We start from the raw sequence: 17,239 nt of genomic DNA on the forward strand, positions 1-17,239 counted from the left end.
AGTTGTCGATGGTCTGGCCGCCAATGGCGAAGAAGGCAATGCCGCAGTCGAAGCAAAGGTCAAAGCCGAAGTCGCTGAGCTTTGCGCCAAGTTTCCGATCTATCCGAACCTGTAATACGAAGGACCCAAATCATGAGTTTTCATAACATCGACCAAGCCCCTGCACGCCTGAACCGCAGCGAACTGGCCGTCCCAGGCAGCCAGCCCGGAATGTTCGAAAGGGCTGCACAATCAGATGTAGATGTGATCTTCCTCGACTTGGAAGACGCGGTTGCACCTGACGAAAAAGAACAGGCCCGCAAGAACATCATCGAAGCCCTGAACGATATCGATTGGGGCAGCAAAACCATGTCGGTGCGGATCAACGGGCTGGATACACATTATATGTATCGCGACGTGGTGGACGTGGTCGAACAAGCCGGCGAACGCCTGGACCTTATCATGATCCCCAAGGTTGGCACAGCTTCTGACGTTTACGCGGTCGATATGCTGGTGACACAGATCGAGGACGCCAAAGGCTACAAGAAACGGATCGGGTTCGAACATATCATCGAAACTGCGCTTGGCATGCAGAATGTCGGCGAGATTGCGGCCGCCTCCAAACGCAACGAAAGTCTACATTTCGGGGTTGCCGACTATGCCGCTTCTACCCGTGCCCGGACCACGATCATCGGCGGTGTAAACCCCGATTATTCAGTTCTGACTGACCCGGATGCTGACGGAGGACGTATGACGCATTGGGGCGACATGTGGCACTATGCGCTGGCTCGCATGGTGGTCGCCGCGCGCGCCAACGGCCTGCGCCCGATCGACGGACCCTTCGGCGATTTTCAGGACCCGGACGGTTACAAAGCCGCGGCAAAACGGGCGGCAGTTCTGGGATGTGAAGGCAAATGGGCCATCCACCCCAGCCAGATTGCCCTGGCTAACGAGGTCATGTCACCTTCAGATGCCGAAGTCACCAAAGCACAGCGAATTCTCGTCGCTATGGCCGAGGCTGAGTCCGCGGGCAAAGGCGCCGTTTCTCTGGATGGTCGTCTGATTGACTATGCCTCAATCCGTCAGGCCGAAGTGCTGGTGGAAAAAGCCGGACAGATTGCTGCAGCTTGATCGCATCATGACTGTGCAATCGTCCGTATCGCTGCGCGACAGCGCCGCCGCCATCTTTGCCGAGGCCGTCGCAGCAGCAGATCCAGCGATGTCTCTGCGCCAACGGTTGCAATCAGACCCATTGCCATCACCAGAACATAGCGGGCGCAGCATCCTGATCGCAATTGGGAAGGCTGCCCCTGCCATGATGGAGGAGGCATTGCAGCATGTTCAGGGCGATCACGTCGCCCTGATTGTAACCCACAGCGACAACTGGAATGAAGTTCCCGGCGCGACGGTATTGACCAGCGGGCATCCCATCCCGAATGAACGCGGTTTGAAAGCCGGGCGACAGATCATCGCATTGCTCAGCGCAGCACGTAAGCAGGATCAGATCATTGCACTGATCTCTGGCGGGGGGTCGGCCTTGGTCCCCGCGCCTGTTGATGGCTTGACTCTTTCGGACAAAATCGCGGTCAATGAGGTTTTGCTATCTTCCGGGCTGGACATCGTTCGGATGAACCTTGTGCGTCAGCACCTGAGCCAGCTCAAAGGCGGCGGGTTTTTGCGGCACGGTTCGCCTGCCCCGATCACGGCGTATATCCTGTCGGATGTCATAGGCGATGACATTCGGGCCGTAGCCAGCGGACCAACTGCCTCACCAATCGGCAGCCACGCGGACGCCCGCAGGACCTGCATCGAGGCCGGAATTTGGCACCGGTTCCCAAAAGCCGCCCGTGCCCACCTGGAGAAGAGTATTCCTGAACGTTCTATAGCAGTTGAGGCGGCAAACAACCTGATTGGATCGAACACGATTAGTCTTGAAGCCGCGTTTCGCTGTGCGACGCAGGTCTGTAGGGCTGAAATTGTGTCAGACGCGTTGATTGGAGACGTGTCAGACGCAGCCGAACAGATTTTTCAGGCAGCCATGTCTGCCAAATTTGACCAACCAACCGCCTTGCTGTTTGGTGGTGAAACGACTGTACGCCTGACAGGAACAGGTTGCGGTGGGCGCAATCAGGAATTGGCGCTGCGCGTCGCCCAATTGGCGCATGAGCGCACGATACCCGGCAACTGGGGTTTTCTTAGCGGCGGTACGGATGGCCGCGACGGCCCAACCCCGGCAGCTGGCGCGATAGTGGATGCAGGGACGATCGCCCGAATCCATGCGTCTGGACATGACCCTGCCTCCCTGTTGGCAAGCAACGATAGTCATAAGGCTTTGACGCTGTCGGGTGATCTTTTGATGACCGGAGCAACCGGAACCAATGTTGCCGACATTCAGGTATTGATGCTTGGATCTAACACGTGAAAGCGGGTGAAAAAAACGGCAGATCTTTAGATCCGTTATTAGCGATCTCCGGGTTTCTAAGTGATCAATGGTGCAGAGGCGTCGTGACATATACTTCGGGTCAACAAAGAAATCCTGATGTTCGAATTTCAAGCTGAGCAAGTGGCGGAGTTTCAAACGCCAAAGACTGCGAGTTGGTGAAGCCGGATTATTGATGCGGAGCGACTAACTGCCGGAGCGCAATCAGGCTTCCGAATGCTCAAGCTGGTAGCATGAACCGCTGTAGCCGAGTTGTAGACCAATAGCCATGTTTGGCTCTTTCCCGCTTTTGGATTATGAAATAGTTGCGTTCACTACGAACATTCAGACTTATGGACGACCACGAATCCAGATTCAGTGTAATCTCATTTGCTATCCGCAACGGCTTTATGACTGAGGTTAGGCACGCTATCGGAAAGCCGTAAAACCATTGGATTTCGATTTCTAGTATTTTTCTGTCAGCATGATTATTTTACTAACAGGAAAAATTGATGCTATGGTAGCCCGAACTGGACTGGGTAATGCAGCTTGTCTTCTTGCAGAGCCCGTTTGGACAAGTGTAGCAAGACATTGAAAGAATGAAATTGAAAAATAACGACAAAGAAATGGCGGCAAATCTGACACAGGACCCGCATTCTGTACGCTCGGGTGACAGAGAAAAAGTTCTTGAAGTTGCCATTGGTCGCGAGGTTCGTGCTTTTCGCAAACAGCAGAATACTACGGTTGCGGAATTGGCTCAGCTGACCGGATTGTCGATTGGTATGTTGTCCAAGATCGAAAACGGTAACACATCGCCTTCCTTAACGACTCTCCAATCGCTCGCTGATGCGCTTTCAGTTCCTCTGACAAGCTTTTTCAGACAATTTGAAGAGCGCCGCGAGGCGGTTCATACCAAAGCAGGCGAGGGCGTCGAGTTAGAGCGCGAAGGAACACGCGCCAACCATCAATATAATTTGTTGGGGCATATTGGTGCCAATGGTTCTGGCGTAATTGTAGAGCCTTACCTGATCACCCTGACCGTTGAATCCGACGTGTTCCCAACGTTTCAACATGGCGGAATCGAGACGATCTACATGCTTGAGGGCGAGGTAGATTACCGACACGGCGACAAGATATACCACCTGAAACCGGGTGATACCTTGTTCTTTGACGCCGATGCGCCGCATGGACCGGAACGGTTGGTTAACCTGCCAGCACGCTACATTTCAGTGATCAGTTATCCGCAGACAAACTGATCGGCTTGCGTAACAAGAAATCCGTGGGTCTGTCATAGCCGACGTGGCTGCCGGTACCTACGATTGTAAACCCAAGCCTTGAAAACACGCGATGGTTTTCAGTGAGTTCCACGCGCGTTTCCAGTTCCAATGCTGATAGACCAAGGTCTGCTGCACGACTTGCAGCGTGATCTACTAATGTGCGACAGATACCCTGCCCCCGCACTCCTTCCTTCACCGCCAGTTTTCCAAGGTACAAAGTGTTGGCTTTGGGCGTCAAAAACATGCACGCAATAAGCGGTCGGCCCATGGCCCAGATTTCACCGCCTTTCCGACAATGCGCCTGCATCCCGCCCACGGTCAGACTATGGATAGAAGACGGAGGGTCGATCCGGGCATCCATGTACTGAAATGACGCGCGGAGCAGCGCAAGCGCGTCATACAATGCGGCATCATCGCTCGGAATGAGCCAAAGTGTTTTGTCCGGTTCAGTCATAAAGCCAAAACACTTCGTAATGCTCGTTTATTTTGACAAAGGCGGTTCCGTTTCCAGATCCGGCCAGACTCCGGGGGAAGTCGGCAATCCATCATCAAAATGACTGAGGTAGTCCAGCATCATTGGACGGTTGTCGATGAACCCTTTGTAAGTCGCCAGTTCAACCGGCAGATCACGTACAACGCGGTGCAGACGACGACCCCATTTTGGAACAGTCATCAGATCCTGAAAACTGCACAGATAGCAGCGGATCGGGAACACCAGCGCGTTGGACCGCGGCAGGCGGAAGAAGGTCTGTAACTCGACCCGCAGATGCTGCTTATGCGCGATGTTTTCGGGCGTCAGAGTCGTTTTCTGGATACCCCATTTGTGATAGTTTTCAGGGCTGGTATCCAGCAGCGGGTTCACTGTCATGGTCCAGTTCAGCCGGCGCGCCGGAGCGCCTTGTTGAATGTTCAACAGAAACTTCAGCGCACGCTTGAAAATCCCCATCTCATGGGCTTTTGGAACAGGTGCGTGCCATTCGAAAAAATTCATGCCGATGTCGAAATCCAGGCTCCAATCGGCCTGGGTCGTGACCATACCAGCGTCCATCCACAGCATCTCGTCCCGCTGGTCCAGCACTGCGAAATCACCTTGCGCCTGACGAGTTATGTACTCCATTGGCCCGTAAGGCAGCGTGGTTTCATCCATGAAGGTAAAGCTGTGATCTATTCCCAAGGGTTTGTTGATCCATCGCCACTGGTTGCCGTTGCGATGCAGCTCGAACAGGTCCGGATAGTCTTCGGATTTGCTAACCATGATCAGTTCCAACAAATCCCAGCCCGCCAAGGTCATATGCGGCAAAGACTGACAACGCAGCGGATCTTGGTCCAGAACAATCGCACGGTCTTTCATCTCGGACACGTAGTGTTCGTCCACATCAAACCGCATCTCGTAGACCGAGCCCTCGGGGCCGCCCCGATGCTGCTCCATGTTGACCGAATACATGTAGCTGTCTTCGTGGAATGGAAACGGAAAACGTTTGATCGCCCACTCCGAATTGTGGAACGTATAGTCGTCGCGGAAGGACTCGTCGTTGAATTGAATGGTCATGTTGAGCCTCCTCTTAGCGGTCCAGCACAAGGGACTTTCCCTCGAAACGCGATACGCAGGGCATGATCTTCTTGCCTGCTGCCTTTTCTTCATCAGTCAGCCAGTGATCGCGGTGAACAAAGTTGCCGTCGTGATCCAAAACTACGGTTTCGCACTGACCACAGGCCCCACCGCGGCACAGGTACGGGGCGTCGACTCCCTCACGTTCGATGGCCTCAAGCAGACTTTCGTTTTCGCCCACATGAATGACCTTGTCGGAAGACGCCAGACGCACTTCGAATGGTTTGCCCGGCTGAGGCGCCAAGAACTCTTCGTAATGCACACAATCTTCAGGCCAGCCTTCGGCGGCGGCAGTATTGCGCACCCAATCGATCATGCCCTTTGGGCCGCAGACATAGACATGCGTGCCTAAAGGTTGCCCGCTGAGAAGGTTTTCCAGATCAATCACCTGGCTCTGATCGTCGTAGTACAGATGAGTTGCGTTCGGATGCCTGTCTGTCAGTTGATCCGCATAAGATGCTAGCGCCTGATTACGGCACGCATAATGCAGTTCCCAATGACCGTGCAGCAATTCGAGCTGTTTGATCTGTGCCAGAAACGGGGTGATCCCGATACCACCGGCCAGAAATAGGTGTTTGCGGGCCCGCAAATCAAGCGAGAATAGGTTGACCGGGTAACTGATGGTCATCTCGTCGCCCAGCTTGACCTGACGGTGCATGAACAACGACCCTCCCCTGCCCTGATCGTCGCGCCGAACCGAGATCGTATAGGACGATTGATCGAACGGATCGGACATCAGGGAATATGGGTTGAGTCGCGTGATGCCGCCATCCTGCATTTCGACCACGGTATGTGCACCACCCGAAAAGGTTGGCAATTGTCTGCCGTCAACGCGCTCAAACCGGAAGCGCGTCACCAATTCGTTCAGCGGGGTAATTTCGGTTACTTTGACCTGAATCTTCTCGGCACCACTCATTCGTAGATCCCCTTCGGCTCGGGCACGTTGCCATGGTCCTCGGCATCAACTCGGACGCCTTGATAGGCGGCAAGGCGGCGGGAATAGTGGTCGCGCACAAATAGGTTGAGACCACAGTGTGAACAAACAAACGGATCGACCTCGACATCTTCGGTGACACCTTTGCAATGTACACATTGCATCCGGCGTGCAACAGAACCGCGATGTTCAGTTTGAATCGCAGTATGCGGCAGGCCGGCGGCCATTACTTCGTTCATGGCCTGACCCATCATGCCTTCGGTGCCGGTCAGATAGACTTGTAACCCCATATGCGCGTCCTCGAGAACGCGACGAATACGATGCAGCGCGGCCGCATAGGACGGACCTTCGTAGAATTGTGCGGGGTTTAGCGCCTGTAGCCTTTCCGAAAAATCTGTGCCTTTCGGTATGTAGATCAGATGGGTTTTAGCCATCAGATCGGGTGTCGCTATGTCAATTACTGCTTCGGCCCCTTCGGCCTCGGCGATCATAAGATGATGTTCACCTGCGCGAACCTCTAGCGTGCCCCAGACCGGGCGGCTTGCGATTGACTTGGGAAATTCGAACTTTGACATTGTGCCCTCAAAAAAGAAAAGAGCGCCACGATTTTATCGTCGCGCCCCCTGAGTATCAGCCCTTTGCGGTTCGGATGGCCTTGTCCCTGTCGTAGAACGGCATCTCTTCAGCTGTAGCCGCAATCTCGGTTCCGTCGCTATTGCGGACCGTCAGCTTTGTGCCCGGCGACGCGCAGTCAACCGGCATCCGTGCGATACCCACATTGTGCCCATTGATTTCGGAATTCATGCCAAAGGTGACAACACCGACCTTTTCACCGTTCTGCAGCAGGTCAGCACCCTCATCCGCCGGGGTGGTGCCATCCAGTTTGACACCATAGATCTTGAACCGCTCTTTGCCTTGCGAGGCATAGTGGTTCTCGGCGCCGATAAAACCAGTTTTGCCCGGTGAGACCGTGAATTCCAGGCCCAGTTCCCAAAGCGTATCGCCGCATGTTTCGTCGTCGAACGGATAAGTTTCTGAGTTGTCGCCGGGATAGAACAACAGGTAGCTTTCGGTACGCAGCAAATCGAGCGTCGAGAACTGGACCGGAACAATACCCATTTCCTTGCCTTCGGCCAGGATGCTGTCCCACAGATGCACGGCATGCTTGGCCTGACAGAAAATTTCATAACCACGCTCACCGGTGTAGCCGGTCCGCGAAATCATCACCGGGCAACCGAACAATTTGGTTTGCATGATCCCGAAATAGGCAAGATCGCGAATACCCGGCACATAGTTGGCCAGAAAATCAACTGCTACCGGGCCTTGCAACGACATGTCGTGCAAGTCATCGTCAAAAATAACCGAACAATTCTTACCTGCGGCCACCGAAGTCAGCTGTTCCATCCCCGTTCCGGTGCCGTGCACAACAAGCCACGTGTTCACTGACAGGCGATAGATGATGCAATCGTCGACAAATTTGCCCTCGGCATTCAGAATCGACGCATAGGTCGACCGGCCCGGCATGATTTTCTCCACATTCCGCGTGGTCACACGGTCAATGACATAAGCCGCATCTTCGCCGACCACATGAACCTTTTTCAGACCCGACACATCCATCAGACCCGCCTTGGTGCGGATGGCTTCGTAGTCCGCTTTGGCGCGTTCCGGGCTATGGTCATAGAACCATGCGGTCCCCATACCGTTCCAGTCCTCAAGCTCGCCGCCGATCTCGGCATGGCGCTGCGCAAGGGCGGACGTCCTCCAAAGAATGGCCATTGTTCAGCTCTCCCGTTGATTGCTTTTTTGTTGGCCATATTGAGGCCGATGTCAGATTGAAAATCAACACCCATGTGCAGATTTTTTTCCTGTTGGGAATATTAGGCTGCAATTTGTGCACCCTGGTACAAATTATCGAGAACGGTAAAAGTGGTTATTTATCAATGTCATGAGTTGTATTTTGATGGGTCTGAAAGTGCATGAACCAAATGCCTAAAAGATGTTTGCCCCACATATCTATTGACAGGTCGCCAATGAAATTGTCCCCTGAGTAGATAATTATTCCCAGCAGGAAATTCTTCGCAGAAAGATCTCCTGCTGCAACAACAGGGAGACTACGAAGTGGATGGTAATCTAAATGCACTAACGACGGTCTTTACCGAGTTCTATTACTGGGTAACGGTCGTTTTCATGTTCCTCATCCATGTGGGCTTTTGTATGTACGAGGTCGGTGCCAGCCGTGCCCGTAACCATATGCACACATTGATGAAAAACATCATGATCATCCCGCTGGTGACGGTCACGTTCTTCTTCTTCGGCTGGTGGATTTACTGGGCCTTTCCGAACTTTCCGTTCTGGGGCGGTTTAGATACCGAAGCGGGCGCTGCAAATCTGCCATGGGCCGACACCATGGCGACCAATCTGGGCGACAGAATCACCGGCGTCTTCTGGGCGGCGTTCCTGCTGTTCTCGTGGACGGCAGCCTCGATTGTATCTGGCTCTGTGATCGAGCGGATTAGATCTTCGGCCTTGTGGGTCCATGCCGTGATGATTGGTTCAGTCTGGTGGATCATCGACGCCGCGTGGGGTTGGCACTACGGCGGTTGGATGGTGCGCGTTCTTGGGTACCACGATGCTTATGCTTCCGGGGTTATTCACGCAATCGCAGGCGGCTATGCACTTGGGGTGATCATGGTTCTGGGTCCCCGCCTAGGCAAATTTGCCAAAGATGGTACGCCGCGGGATATTCCGCCGCATAACCCATGGTTGCTGACCATCGGGATATTCCTGATCTACACAGGTTTCTGGGGATTCTATGCCGCATGTAATGTCCCGGCGATATCTCCGGAGGCAATCGACGGTCAGATAACGGGTGTCACGTGGACCGCGACCAATATCTATCTGGCTCCGACAACGCTTTCCGCGATTACCTTCAACTTCCTGATGTCTCTGTCTGGCGGGTTGATGGCAGCGTATGTCATTTCCAAAGGTGACGCCTTTTGGACGTTCTCGGGCGGTCTGGCCGGTATTATCACCGCATCTGCGGGTAACGATCTTTATCACCCGGTGCAGGCAATGATCATCGCCGCGATCGGTGTCGTGATCGTGTACAAGCTGCACTATTGGGTCGAGCGTCGGTTCAAGCTGGATGATGCCGTTGGTGCCGTTGCCGTACATGGCTATGCAGGGTTCGTTGGCCTGGTGATTTCCGGCTTTGTCCTGTGGGGAGTTCCTTCATCGCCATACGAAGGCTATGCAACGATCAACCCGGTCGGCCAGATCACCGGCGCGGTCATCATGTTCTTTGTTCTTGGCTTCTTGCCTGGTTGGATTCTTGCGAAAATCCAATCGGCCGCAGGTGTGCTTCGAATTCCGGAAGAAGTCGAACTTCAGGGCCTCGATTACGCTGAACACCATGCCTATGAAGACGCCAAAGCCGCGATCATTGCAGCCGACAAAGAAGAACTGGCTGCCCGTGGCGTACCAGCTGAGTAAGGGAGAAAAAGAATGTCTACAAATGGATATACAAGCTGGGCTGTTGATCTGGCCGAGGTCGGACCGATCTATCCCTTCCAAGGTTACGAAGTCCTTATGGTCATCGTGGGCGTCGTATTCTGGATAGGTTGGCATCGCATCCAATTTGTCCGAGAAGGTGAACACCTCGAGAAGGCCCGCCACACTGGCGACGAAGAAAAAGTGAAAGCACAGCTGGAACGATACTGATCCAGCTTTGAAAGCTGGCAATGGGCATAAATCTAAATTCTTGCCCATTGCCTCTCAGGAAAATTTATTTCCTATGATTATTGATGTCCGTTTGAATTGTTGGTACCGTAGAATCATAACGAAACACACAAGGAGATCTGCCAGCCATGTGCGGAATTGTTGGATTATTCCTCAAAGACCAGTCTCTTGCGCCCCAACTGGGCAATATGCTGACAGACATGCTGATCACGATGACGGATCGCGGGCCCGACAGCGCGGGGATAGCGATTTATGGCGAGGAATCAGGTGGTAAGACCAAGGTGACACTGCAATCGCCCAATCCCAAGGACGACTTTGCCGGTCTAGCCGAAGAGCTGGGACAGCACTTGGGCGTGGTGGTAAGCCAGACTGATAATGACACGCACACAGTTCTGGACATTCCAGCAGGGCAGTTTGAAGCAGCACGGGCTGCGTTGGCGGAAATCCGGCCTTCAGTCCGGATCATGAGCCGGGGCGAGATGCTGGAGATTTACAAAGAGGTGGGCCTGCCCAAGGACGTGGCCGCGCGCTTTGACATAAGCAGTATGAGCGGCACACATGGCATTGGCCACACTCGCATGGCTACAGAGTCTGCCGTGACGACGATGGGCGCGCACCCGTTCAACACTGGGCCAGATCAGTGTCTGGTTCATAACGGCTCGCTGTCGAACCACAATTCATTGCGCCGCAAACTGCGCCGTGAAGGTGTAGTGATCCAAACCGAGAATGATACCGAGGTTGGAGCTGCCTATCTGACCTGGAAGATGATGAACGGGGCCACCTTGGGTGAGGCGCTGGAAAGCAGCCTTGAGGATCTGGATGGCTTCTTCACCTTTGTCGTCGGCACCAAGGATGGGTTCGGCGTGGTCCGCGATCCGATCGCCTGTAAGCCTGCGGTGATGGCCGAAACCGATCAATACGTGGCCTTTGGCAGCGAATATCGGGCGCTGGTGAACCTGCCGGGTATCGACGAGGCCCGCGTCTGGGAGCCGGAGCCAGCAACTGTTTACTTCTGGTCCCACAATGACAGCCCCACGACCAACGAAAAGGCCGCATGATATGCAAACCTATGATCTTGAAGCAGATGGCCTGCGTGGGTTGAACGCCACCCTGCAGTCGCAATCTACCGAGACTAACCAGACCAATTGGGAAGTCGTGAACCCCAAAGGCAGCCACGCCATTGCCGTTGGGCTGGATGCGCCCATCGAAGTGACGGTCAAGGGCTCAACTGGCTATTACTGCGCGGGAATGAACCAGCAGGCGACGGTCAAGGTCGAAGGCTCGGTCGGGCCCGGCGTGGCCGAGAACATGATGTCCGGTCAGGTCGTTGTCGAAGGTGACGCCAGCCAATATGCTGGCGCCACCGGCCATGGCGGTCTGCTGGTCATCAAGGGCAACGCAAGTTCGCGCTGCGGCATCTCGATGAAAGGCATCGACATCGTGGTGCATGGTAATATCGGTCATATGTCGGCCTTCATGGCGCAGGCCGGTAATCTTGTGGTCTGCGGTGATGCAGGCGACGCACTAGGAGACTCGCTTTACGAGGCGCAGCTGTTTGTGCGCGGCTCGGTCAAGAGCCTGGGCGCCGATTGCATCGAGAAAGAGATGCGCCCCGAGCATCTGGATATCTTGAAGGACCTGCTGGACCGCGCAGGCGCGGATGCCAGCCCCGAAGAATTCAAACGCTACGGTTCCGCCCGTCAGCTTTATAACTTCGACGTCGACAACGCCGCTGCTTACTGAGGAAGAAGGGTATGAAAGACATGGACGATCAGATCCCCCGCACCCTGCCGATTCAGTCGGCGACATTCACCAATCCGATCAATGCGGAAATCCGCCGCGCTGCGGCCACCGGTATTTATGATATCCGCGGCGGAGGAGCCAAACGCAAGGTACCGCATTTCGATGATCTGTTGTTTCTGGGCGCCAGCATCAGTCGCTATCCGCTCGAAGGTTACCGCGAGCGCTGCGACACCTCGGTAACGTTGGGCACGCGCTTTGCAAAAAAGCCGATTGAACTGGACATTCCGATCACCATTGCGGGTATGAGCTTTGGCGCCCTGTCCGGCCCTGCGAAAGAGGCCCTTGGCCGCGGCGCATCAGCGGCGGGCACGTCGACCACCACTGGCGACGGCGGCATGACGCCCGAGGAACGCGGCCATTCCAGCAAACTGGTCTATCAGTATCTGCCCTCGCGCTATGGGATGAATCCCGATGATCTGCGCAAGGCCGACGCGATTGAGGTCGTTGTTGGTCAGGGCGCAAAACCCGGCGGTGGTGGCATGTTGCTGGGTCAAAAGATCAGCGACCGCGTCGCGGATATGCGAACCCTACCCAAAGGCATCGACCAGCGCTCGGCCTGTCGCCATCCCGACTGGACCGGCCCAGATGATCTGGAAATCAAGATCCTCGAACTGCGCGAGATTACCGGCTGGCAGGTGCCCATCTATGTCAAGGTTGGCGCGACGCGCCCCTATTATGACACCGCGCTGGCGGTAAAGGCAGGGGCCGATGTGGTGGTGATGGACGGCATGCAAGGCGGCACTGCCGCGACGCAGGACGTGTTCATCGAGCATGTAGGTCTACCGACGCTGTCCTGCATTCGCCCTGCCGTGCAGGCGCTGCAGGATCTGGGCGTGCATCGCGAGGTGCAACTGGTGATCTCGGGCGGCATCCGCACCGGGGCCGATGTGGCAAAGGCAATGGCCCTCGGCGCCGACGCAGTGGCCATTGGCACCGCCGCGCTGGTGGCGCTTGGCGACAACGACCCGAAATGGGAATCCGAGTACCAAAAGTTGGGCACCACCACCGGGGCCTATGACGACTGGCACGAAGGCCAGGACCCCGCAGGTATCACCACACAGGATCCCGACTTGGCGGCCCGTCTGAACCCGGTCGAGGCAGGACGCCGTCTGCGAAACTATCTCAAGGTGATGACACTTGAAGCGCAGACCATCGCGCGGGCCTGTGGTCATAATCACCTCCACAACCTTGAACCCGAGGATTTGTGTGCTCTAACGATGGAGGCCGCCGCAATGGCGCGTGTCCCGTTGGCCGGGACAAGCTGGTACCCGGGCAAGGAAGGGTTCTGAACTGATACTGCGCGGCTCCTTAACGGGGGCCGCGTTTTTGCTTTGGAAATTAAAAATTCAACAGGGAAAGGAAAGCCATCGTGACGACAGATCTCGCAGCTTTCGCAAAAGAAAAAGGCGTCAAATACTTCATGATCTCGTTCACCGACCTGTTCGGTGGGCAGCGGGCCAAGCTGGTGCCCGCGCAGGCGATTGCCGAGATGCAGGAAGACGGCGCAGGTTTTGCCGGGTTCGCCACCTGGCTGGATATGACCCCCGCGCATCCTGACATGCTGGCGGTGCCGGACCCGTCATCGGTTATTCAGCTACCATGGAAGCCTGAAGTCGCCTGGGTTGCAGGCAACTGCGTCATGGAAGGCAAGGATGTCGCCCAAGCCCCACGAAATGTGCTGCGCCGCTTGATTAGCGAGGCCGCCGAGATGGGCATGCATGTCAAAACCGGAATCGAGGCAGAGTTCTTCCTATTGACCCCCGATGGTGAGCAGATCAGTGATCCATTCGATACCGCCGAAAAGCCCTGTTATGACCAGCAGGCGGTGATGCGCCGCTATGACGTGGTGCGTGAGATCTGCGATTATATGCTGGAACTCGGTTGGGGGCCCTATCAGAACGACCACGAAGACGCCAATGGCCAGTTCGAAATGAACTGGGAGTTCGATGACGTTCTGAAAACCGCCGACAAGCACTCGTTCTTCAAGTTCATGACCAAGTCAGTGGCCGAAAAGCATGGGCTGCGGGCCACCTTCATGCCGAAGCCTGTCGAAGGGCTGACCGGTAATGGCTGCCATGCTCATATCTCGGTCTGGGATGCACCCGGAGCGGACGCCAAAACCAACGTCTTTGCGGGCGAAGGCGACGGTCCGACCGGCGAGGTTGGACTTGGCGAACAGGGCAAGTATTTCCTTGGCGGTATCATGAAACATGCCAGTGCGCTTGCGGCGATCACCAACCCGACGGTGAACAGCTACAAGCGCATCAACGCACCGCGCACCATGTCGGGCGCGACCTGGGCCCCGAATACCGTGACATGGACCGGCAACAACCGCACACACATGGTCCGGGTGCCCGGTCCAGGCCGGTTTGAGCTGCGCCTGGCCGACGGGGCCACCAACCCCTATCTGCTGCAGGCGGTCATTATCGCCGCAGGTCTGTCCGGCATCCGCTCCAAGGCCGATCCGGGACGTCGCTGGGACATCGATATGTATGCCGAAGGCCATACCGTCACTGACGCCCCCAAACTACCGCTGAACATGCTCGACGGGTTGCGCGAATATGACAACGATACCGAGCTGAAAGCCATGATGGGTCAGGAATTCTCAAGCGCATTTTTGAAAATGAAGCATCAGGAGTGGAACTCGTTCGTCAGCCATTTCTCTCGCTGGGAAAAGGACCACACGCTCGATATCTAATAAACTTTTTGGGGCTGCGGACCGCTGCCGCCCCAATACCGACGCTCGGATGGAGGCCTACGCCTAATGAATGTGCTTATTTTCCAGCATTCATCGGGTGAAGGTCCCGAAGCGTTTCTCGAGCACATTTCATCATGCGGTGATACGGCCAAAGTCGTGCATCTGTATGATGGCCAACCAATCCCGCAACTCGACGATTTTGATTTGCTTCTGGTTCTGGGCGGCCCGATGGACGTCTGGGAAACCGAGGCGCACCCGTGGCTCGTACCCGAAAAACAAGCGATCAGGACCTGGATTCAAGACCTCAAGCGACCGTACTTTGGGATATGTCTAGGCCACCAACTTCTGGTTGATGCGTTAGGAGGGAAATGTGTACCTATGCAGAAGCCTGAGATCGGTGTGCTTTTTATCAACCTTACTGACAACACGCGCAATGATCCGCTTTTCGAGCCCCTGCCCGATCAATTCCGGGTGCTACAATGGCATGGAGTTGAGGCCATTGACCTGCCGCCCAACTCATCGGTTCTAGCGCAATCTGATGCTTGCGCTGTACAGGCTTTGCGGGTCTCAGAACGCGCCTGGGGCGTGCAGTTTCACCCCGAGCTCGTTCAGGGTACAATCCAATCGTGGATGAACGATCCCGCCAACCATCAATGCGCTGTTGATTGGCTAGGTTCCGCAGATGCTGCATGGGAAATGGTCTCTGACAGTGACCAAATAGTTGAAGAACAATTCAGGATAACATCCAGCTTCTATAACAGATTGCGACAGATCTGATCACACGCGATCAACCGGGAACTTCAAGGTTCTTTTCGCTGTCTGCTTCAACTCTCCAATCGGGGACATCATTGACAAGCATTAGCGCAGCGCGGCGCAATGTTGCGCGCATTTTGCCCACCACTGAACCGTCCAATTCGCAATCTGCCAGCGCGGCGTCAAAAGTTTCCAGCCAAAGCTCGGCATCCGCTTCACGTATCGGCACATGCGCGTGTATTTCTCGCAAGTCCATATGACCAAATCGCTCACGATAATAAGCACGACCGCCCAAAAACCCGCTCAGGAATTCGAACTGCGCCTGTCTTGTATGAGATAATCCATGACCGCGAAAATGTAGTCTGTGCAGCGAATGCACCGCCGGGTCGGTCTCCATTCGGTCGTAGAAACGTTCGACAAGAGTCCGCAGCTTTTCTTCGCCACCGAGTTGATCCAAAGCCGATGACATAGGTCTCTTCTCCGAGTTGCCACTGTCAATGAATATTGCATATCAGGAAAATAAGTTTATCACCAGTGACATGTTGGCGCGGTTGATATCGAGAGAAAGATACGAAATTTCCGGGCATTCCCAGTTACGCGAGGCGACCGGATGAGCGCCCTTGCTCTGGGTCTGCTGGCAGCGTTGTGCTGGGGTTTTCACGATCTTGCTGTGAGATATATCAGTCAGTCCGTGAGCGTCATTGCCGCATTGATGGCCGTGCTGGTTGCCGGGGCGCTGCTACAGTTCGGTCTTGTGGCAATATGGGCTGGATTCGCCCCCATGTCCGCCAAAGCAGTATCCTACGCAGTTGTAGCAGGCGGCTTTTATTTGCTGGCTGGCCTCAGTATGTATGCTGCATTTCAACGCGGGCCTGTACGTCTCGTCGCACCGCTTGTCGCCAGCTATCCGGTCTTGTCTGTCACACTTGCGATATGGCGTGGTTCCGAGGTCAGCATCTGGCAATGGCTGGCGATCATTGCCATTGGTGTCGGCGTGTCCATTGTATCGACCAGATCCGACGACAGTACGGAATACCCTGCCACCGGGCCGACGATTGCCTTTTCTATACTCGCTGCAATTGGGTTCGCTGCAACATTCGCTTTGGGTCAGTACGCAGCCGAACTGGGCGACGAGTTCATTGTTTCACTGATTGGCCGTCTGACCGCTATCCCTGTGCTGGCGGTAATCGCCATTGCATCTCGCAAGTCGCTTTGGCCGGGCGCACGAGCCCTGCCCCTGTTGTGCCTGATGGGTGCGCTCGATGCGGTGGCAATTATGTGCGTCGTGTCTGCCGGTGGGTTGCCTAATGCCCAATACGCGTCCGTTGCAGCCTCGATCTTCGGGTTGTTGACTGTTGTTTTGGCTTGGGCAATTTTGCGAGAGGAAATGGCTTTCTTTCAATGGCTTGGATGCATTATCGCTTTTGCGGGAATCGGCTATCTCGCGATCTGAGCATCTCCGTTATCCAGCGCATCCCTTTGGGTCTGATGGGCAGCAATCGCACTGTTTAAAACGCAATCAACTTCGCCCGGACGAACGGGTCCGGGATAGTGCCATGCACCAGGGCGAATGAGGTCTTTATGCCCCTGTAACTCACTTCGCAAGTTGAGTACGTCAATATGCGCAGGCGCATCAGGTAAAAGCAGGACAGCATAGACATCCACCGACTCGTTTAGTTGTTTGATCTGAGTTCGACATTCGTTCTGCGACATTTTTTTGCCCCAGAGCTGCTGATCCAGTGCCATGTCTATTTGTGCCGCGCGGGCTATCAAAGCGCGGACGCGTGCAACATTCGTCGGAGAGAGGCCAATTGATACTATCACCATACGCATGGCGCGGCCCGCCAATCGCCAATGTTGTAGCACTTTGGAACTGGCCGACTTGCCATCGTCTGCGTGAAAAGCAGCAGCAAATCTCACGCTGTCAGGCCTTCGGGTTCTGGCAGGCCATTCGCCCGGCACGCGGCGGTCAGCGTATTCGCAAGCAGGCAGGCGATCGTCATCGGGCCTACGCCACCGGGTACCGGAG

At 55.2% G+C, this 17,239-nt stretch carries 18 protein-coding genes and 1 pseudogene; 11 read left to right on the top strand and 8 right to left on the bottom strand.

The window, feature by feature from the left end; all coding sequences use genetic code 11:
* Window positions 1-132: 132 nt before the first annotated feature.
* The 3 genes from ACRZ91_RS21585 to ACRZ91_RS21595 all read left to right on the top strand — a co-directional run bounded on the left by ACRZ91_RS21585 (window position 133) and on the right by ACRZ91_RS21595 (window position 3,654).
* A complete protein-coding gene (locus tag ACRZ91_RS21585; RefSeq protein WP_480908519.1) occupies window positions 133-1,110 on the top strand; it encodes an HpcH/HpaI aldolase/citrate lyase family protein in 978 nt (325 codons plus the stop codon).
* Window positions 1,111-1,117: 7 nt separating this feature from the next.
* Window positions 1,118-2,401, top strand: a complete 1,284-nt coding sequence (locus ACRZ91_RS21590) for a glycerate kinase type-2 family protein (RefSeq protein WP_480908521.1) — start codon at window positions 1,118-1,120, stop codon at window positions 2,399-2,401.
* A 596-nt stretch (window positions 2,402-2,997) separates the two neighbouring features.
* Window positions 2,998-3,654: a helix-turn-helix domain-containing protein gene (locus ACRZ91_RS21595; protein WP_480908523.1), complete on the top strand. Its 657-nt coding sequence runs from the start codon at window positions 2,998-3,000 to the stop codon at window positions 3,652-3,654.
* On the opposite strand, the gene ACRZ91_RS21600 is transcribed toward ACRZ91_RS21595, so the two are convergent.
* From ACRZ91_RS21600 to ACRZ91_RS21620, 5 genes are read right to left on the bottom strand one after another with little or no spacing between them, the layout of a single operon-like run.
* Window positions 3,632-4,129 (bottom strand): GNAT family N-acetyltransferase, encoded by a 498-nt coding sequence (locus ACRZ91_RS21600; RefSeq protein WP_480908525.1) that lies wholly within the window; start codon window positions 4,127-4,129, stop codon window positions 3,632-3,634. The genes ACRZ91_RS21595 and ACRZ91_RS21600 overlap by 23 nt on opposite strands.
* Window positions 4,130-4,156: 27 nt before the next feature.
* Window positions 4,157-5,224, bottom strand: coding sequence for a heme-dependent oxidative N-demethylase family protein (locus ACRZ91_RS21605; protein ID WP_170547532.1), 1,068 nt, complete (start codon window positions 5,222-5,224; stop codon window positions 4,157-4,159).
* Window positions 5,225-5,237: 13 nt separating this feature from the next.
* Complete coding sequence (locus tag ACRZ91_RS21610; protein ID WP_170547533.1) at window positions 5,238-6,200, bottom strand: PDR/VanB family oxidoreductase; 963 nt, start codon at window positions 6,198-6,200, stop codon at window positions 5,238-5,240.
* Window positions 6,197-6,793: a dimethylamine monooxygenase subunit DmmA family protein gene (locus tag ACRZ91_RS21615; protein WP_480908528.1), complete on the bottom strand. Its 597-nt coding sequence runs from the start codon at window positions 6,791-6,793 to the stop codon at window positions 6,197-6,199. The genes ACRZ91_RS21610 and ACRZ91_RS21615 overlap by 4 nt, the downstream gene beginning before the upstream one ends.
* Before the next feature lie 55 nt (window positions 6,794-6,848).
* Window positions 6,849-7,994 carry an aminomethyl transferase family protein gene (locus ACRZ91_RS21620; RefSeq protein WP_480908530.1) on the bottom strand — a complete coding sequence of 382 codons (1,146 nt, stop codon included), beginning with the start codon at window positions 7,992-7,994 and terminating at the stop codon, window positions 6,849-6,851.
* A gap of 342 nt (window positions 7,995-8,336) precedes the next feature.
* Here ACRZ91_RS21620 and ACRZ91_RS21625 point away from each other — a divergent pair, with 342 nt between their 5' ends.
* The 7 genes from ACRZ91_RS21625 (at window position 8,337) to ACRZ91_RS21655 (ending at window position 15,234) form a co-directional block, all read left to right on the top strand.
* Entirely contained in the window at window positions 8,337-9,710 is a 1,374-nt protein-coding gene (locus ACRZ91_RS21625) for an ammonium transporter (RefSeq protein WP_010437788.1), read from the top strand.
* Window positions 9,711-9,722: 12 nt separating this feature from the next.
* Window positions 9,723-9,938 carry a hypothetical protein gene (locus tag ACRZ91_RS21630; RefSeq protein ID WP_010437786.1) on the top strand — a complete coding sequence of 72 codons (216 nt, stop codon included), beginning with the start codon at window positions 9,723-9,725 and terminating at the stop codon, window positions 9,936-9,938.
* 146 nt (window positions 9,939-10,084) lie between these two features.
* Window positions 10,085-11,014 (top strand): class II glutamine amidotransferase, encoded by a 930-nt coding sequence (locus tag ACRZ91_RS21635; protein ID WP_480908532.1) that lies wholly within the window; start codon window positions 10,085-10,087, stop codon window positions 11,012-11,014.
* Between the two features lies 1 nt (window position 11,015).
* Window positions 11,016-11,699, top strand: a complete 684-nt coding sequence (locus ACRZ91_RS21640; RefSeq protein ID WP_170474697.1) for a GltB/FmdC/FwdC-like GXGXG domain-containing protein — start codon at window positions 11,016-11,018, stop codon at window positions 11,697-11,699.
* Between the two features lie 20 nt (window positions 11,700-11,719).
* The gene (locus ACRZ91_RS21645; RefSeq protein WP_480458158.1) at window positions 11,720-13,048 is read left to right on the top strand and encodes an FMN-binding glutamate synthase family protein; all 1,329 of its coding nucleotides are present in this window, start codon (window positions 11,720-11,722) and stop codon (window positions 13,046-13,048) included.
* A gap of 80 nt (window positions 13,049-13,128) precedes the next feature.
* A complete protein-coding gene (gene glnT, locus ACRZ91_RS21650) occupies window positions 13,129-14,457 on the top strand; it encodes a type III glutamate--ammonia ligase (protein ID WP_170474700.1) in 1,329 nt (442 codons plus the stop codon).
* 66 nt (window positions 14,458-14,523) lie between these two features.
* Window positions 14,524-15,234, top strand: coding sequence for a type 1 glutamine amidotransferase (locus tag ACRZ91_RS21655; protein ID WP_480908534.1), 711 nt, complete (start codon window positions 14,524-14,526; stop codon window positions 15,232-15,234).
* Window positions 15,235-15,244: 10 nt separating this feature from the next.
* On the opposite strand, the gene ACRZ91_RS21660 is transcribed toward ACRZ91_RS21655, so the two are convergent.
* Window positions 15,245-15,679 carry a group II truncated hemoglobin gene (locus ACRZ91_RS21660; RefSeq protein ID WP_480908536.1) on the bottom strand — a complete coding sequence of 145 codons (435 nt, stop codon included), beginning with the start codon at window positions 15,677-15,679 and terminating at the stop codon, window positions 15,245-15,247.
* A 141-nt stretch (window positions 15,680-15,820) separates the two neighbouring features.
* Here ACRZ91_RS21660 and ACRZ91_RS21665 point away from each other — a divergent pair, with 141 nt between their 5' ends.
* Complete coding sequence (locus ACRZ91_RS21665) at window positions 15,821-16,663, top strand: EamA family transporter (protein WP_480908538.1); 843 nt, start codon at window positions 15,821-15,823, stop codon at window positions 16,661-16,663.
* On the opposite strand, the gene ACRZ91_RS21670 is transcribed toward ACRZ91_RS21665, so the two are convergent.
* A complete protein-coding gene (locus ACRZ91_RS21670) occupies window positions 16,648-16,956 on the bottom strand; it encodes a hypothetical protein (protein ID WP_480908539.1) in 309 nt (102 codons plus the stop codon). The genes ACRZ91_RS21665 and ACRZ91_RS21670 overlap by 16 nt on opposite strands.
* 170 nt (window positions 16,957-17,126) lie before the next feature.
* Window positions 17,127-17,239, bottom strand: a pseudogene (locus ACRZ91_RS21675) (bifunctional methylenetetrahydrofolate dehydrogenase/methenyltetrahydrofolate cyclohydrolase); the annotation flags it as partial.

The organism is Ruegeria sp. O11 (genome assembly GCF_056535285.1).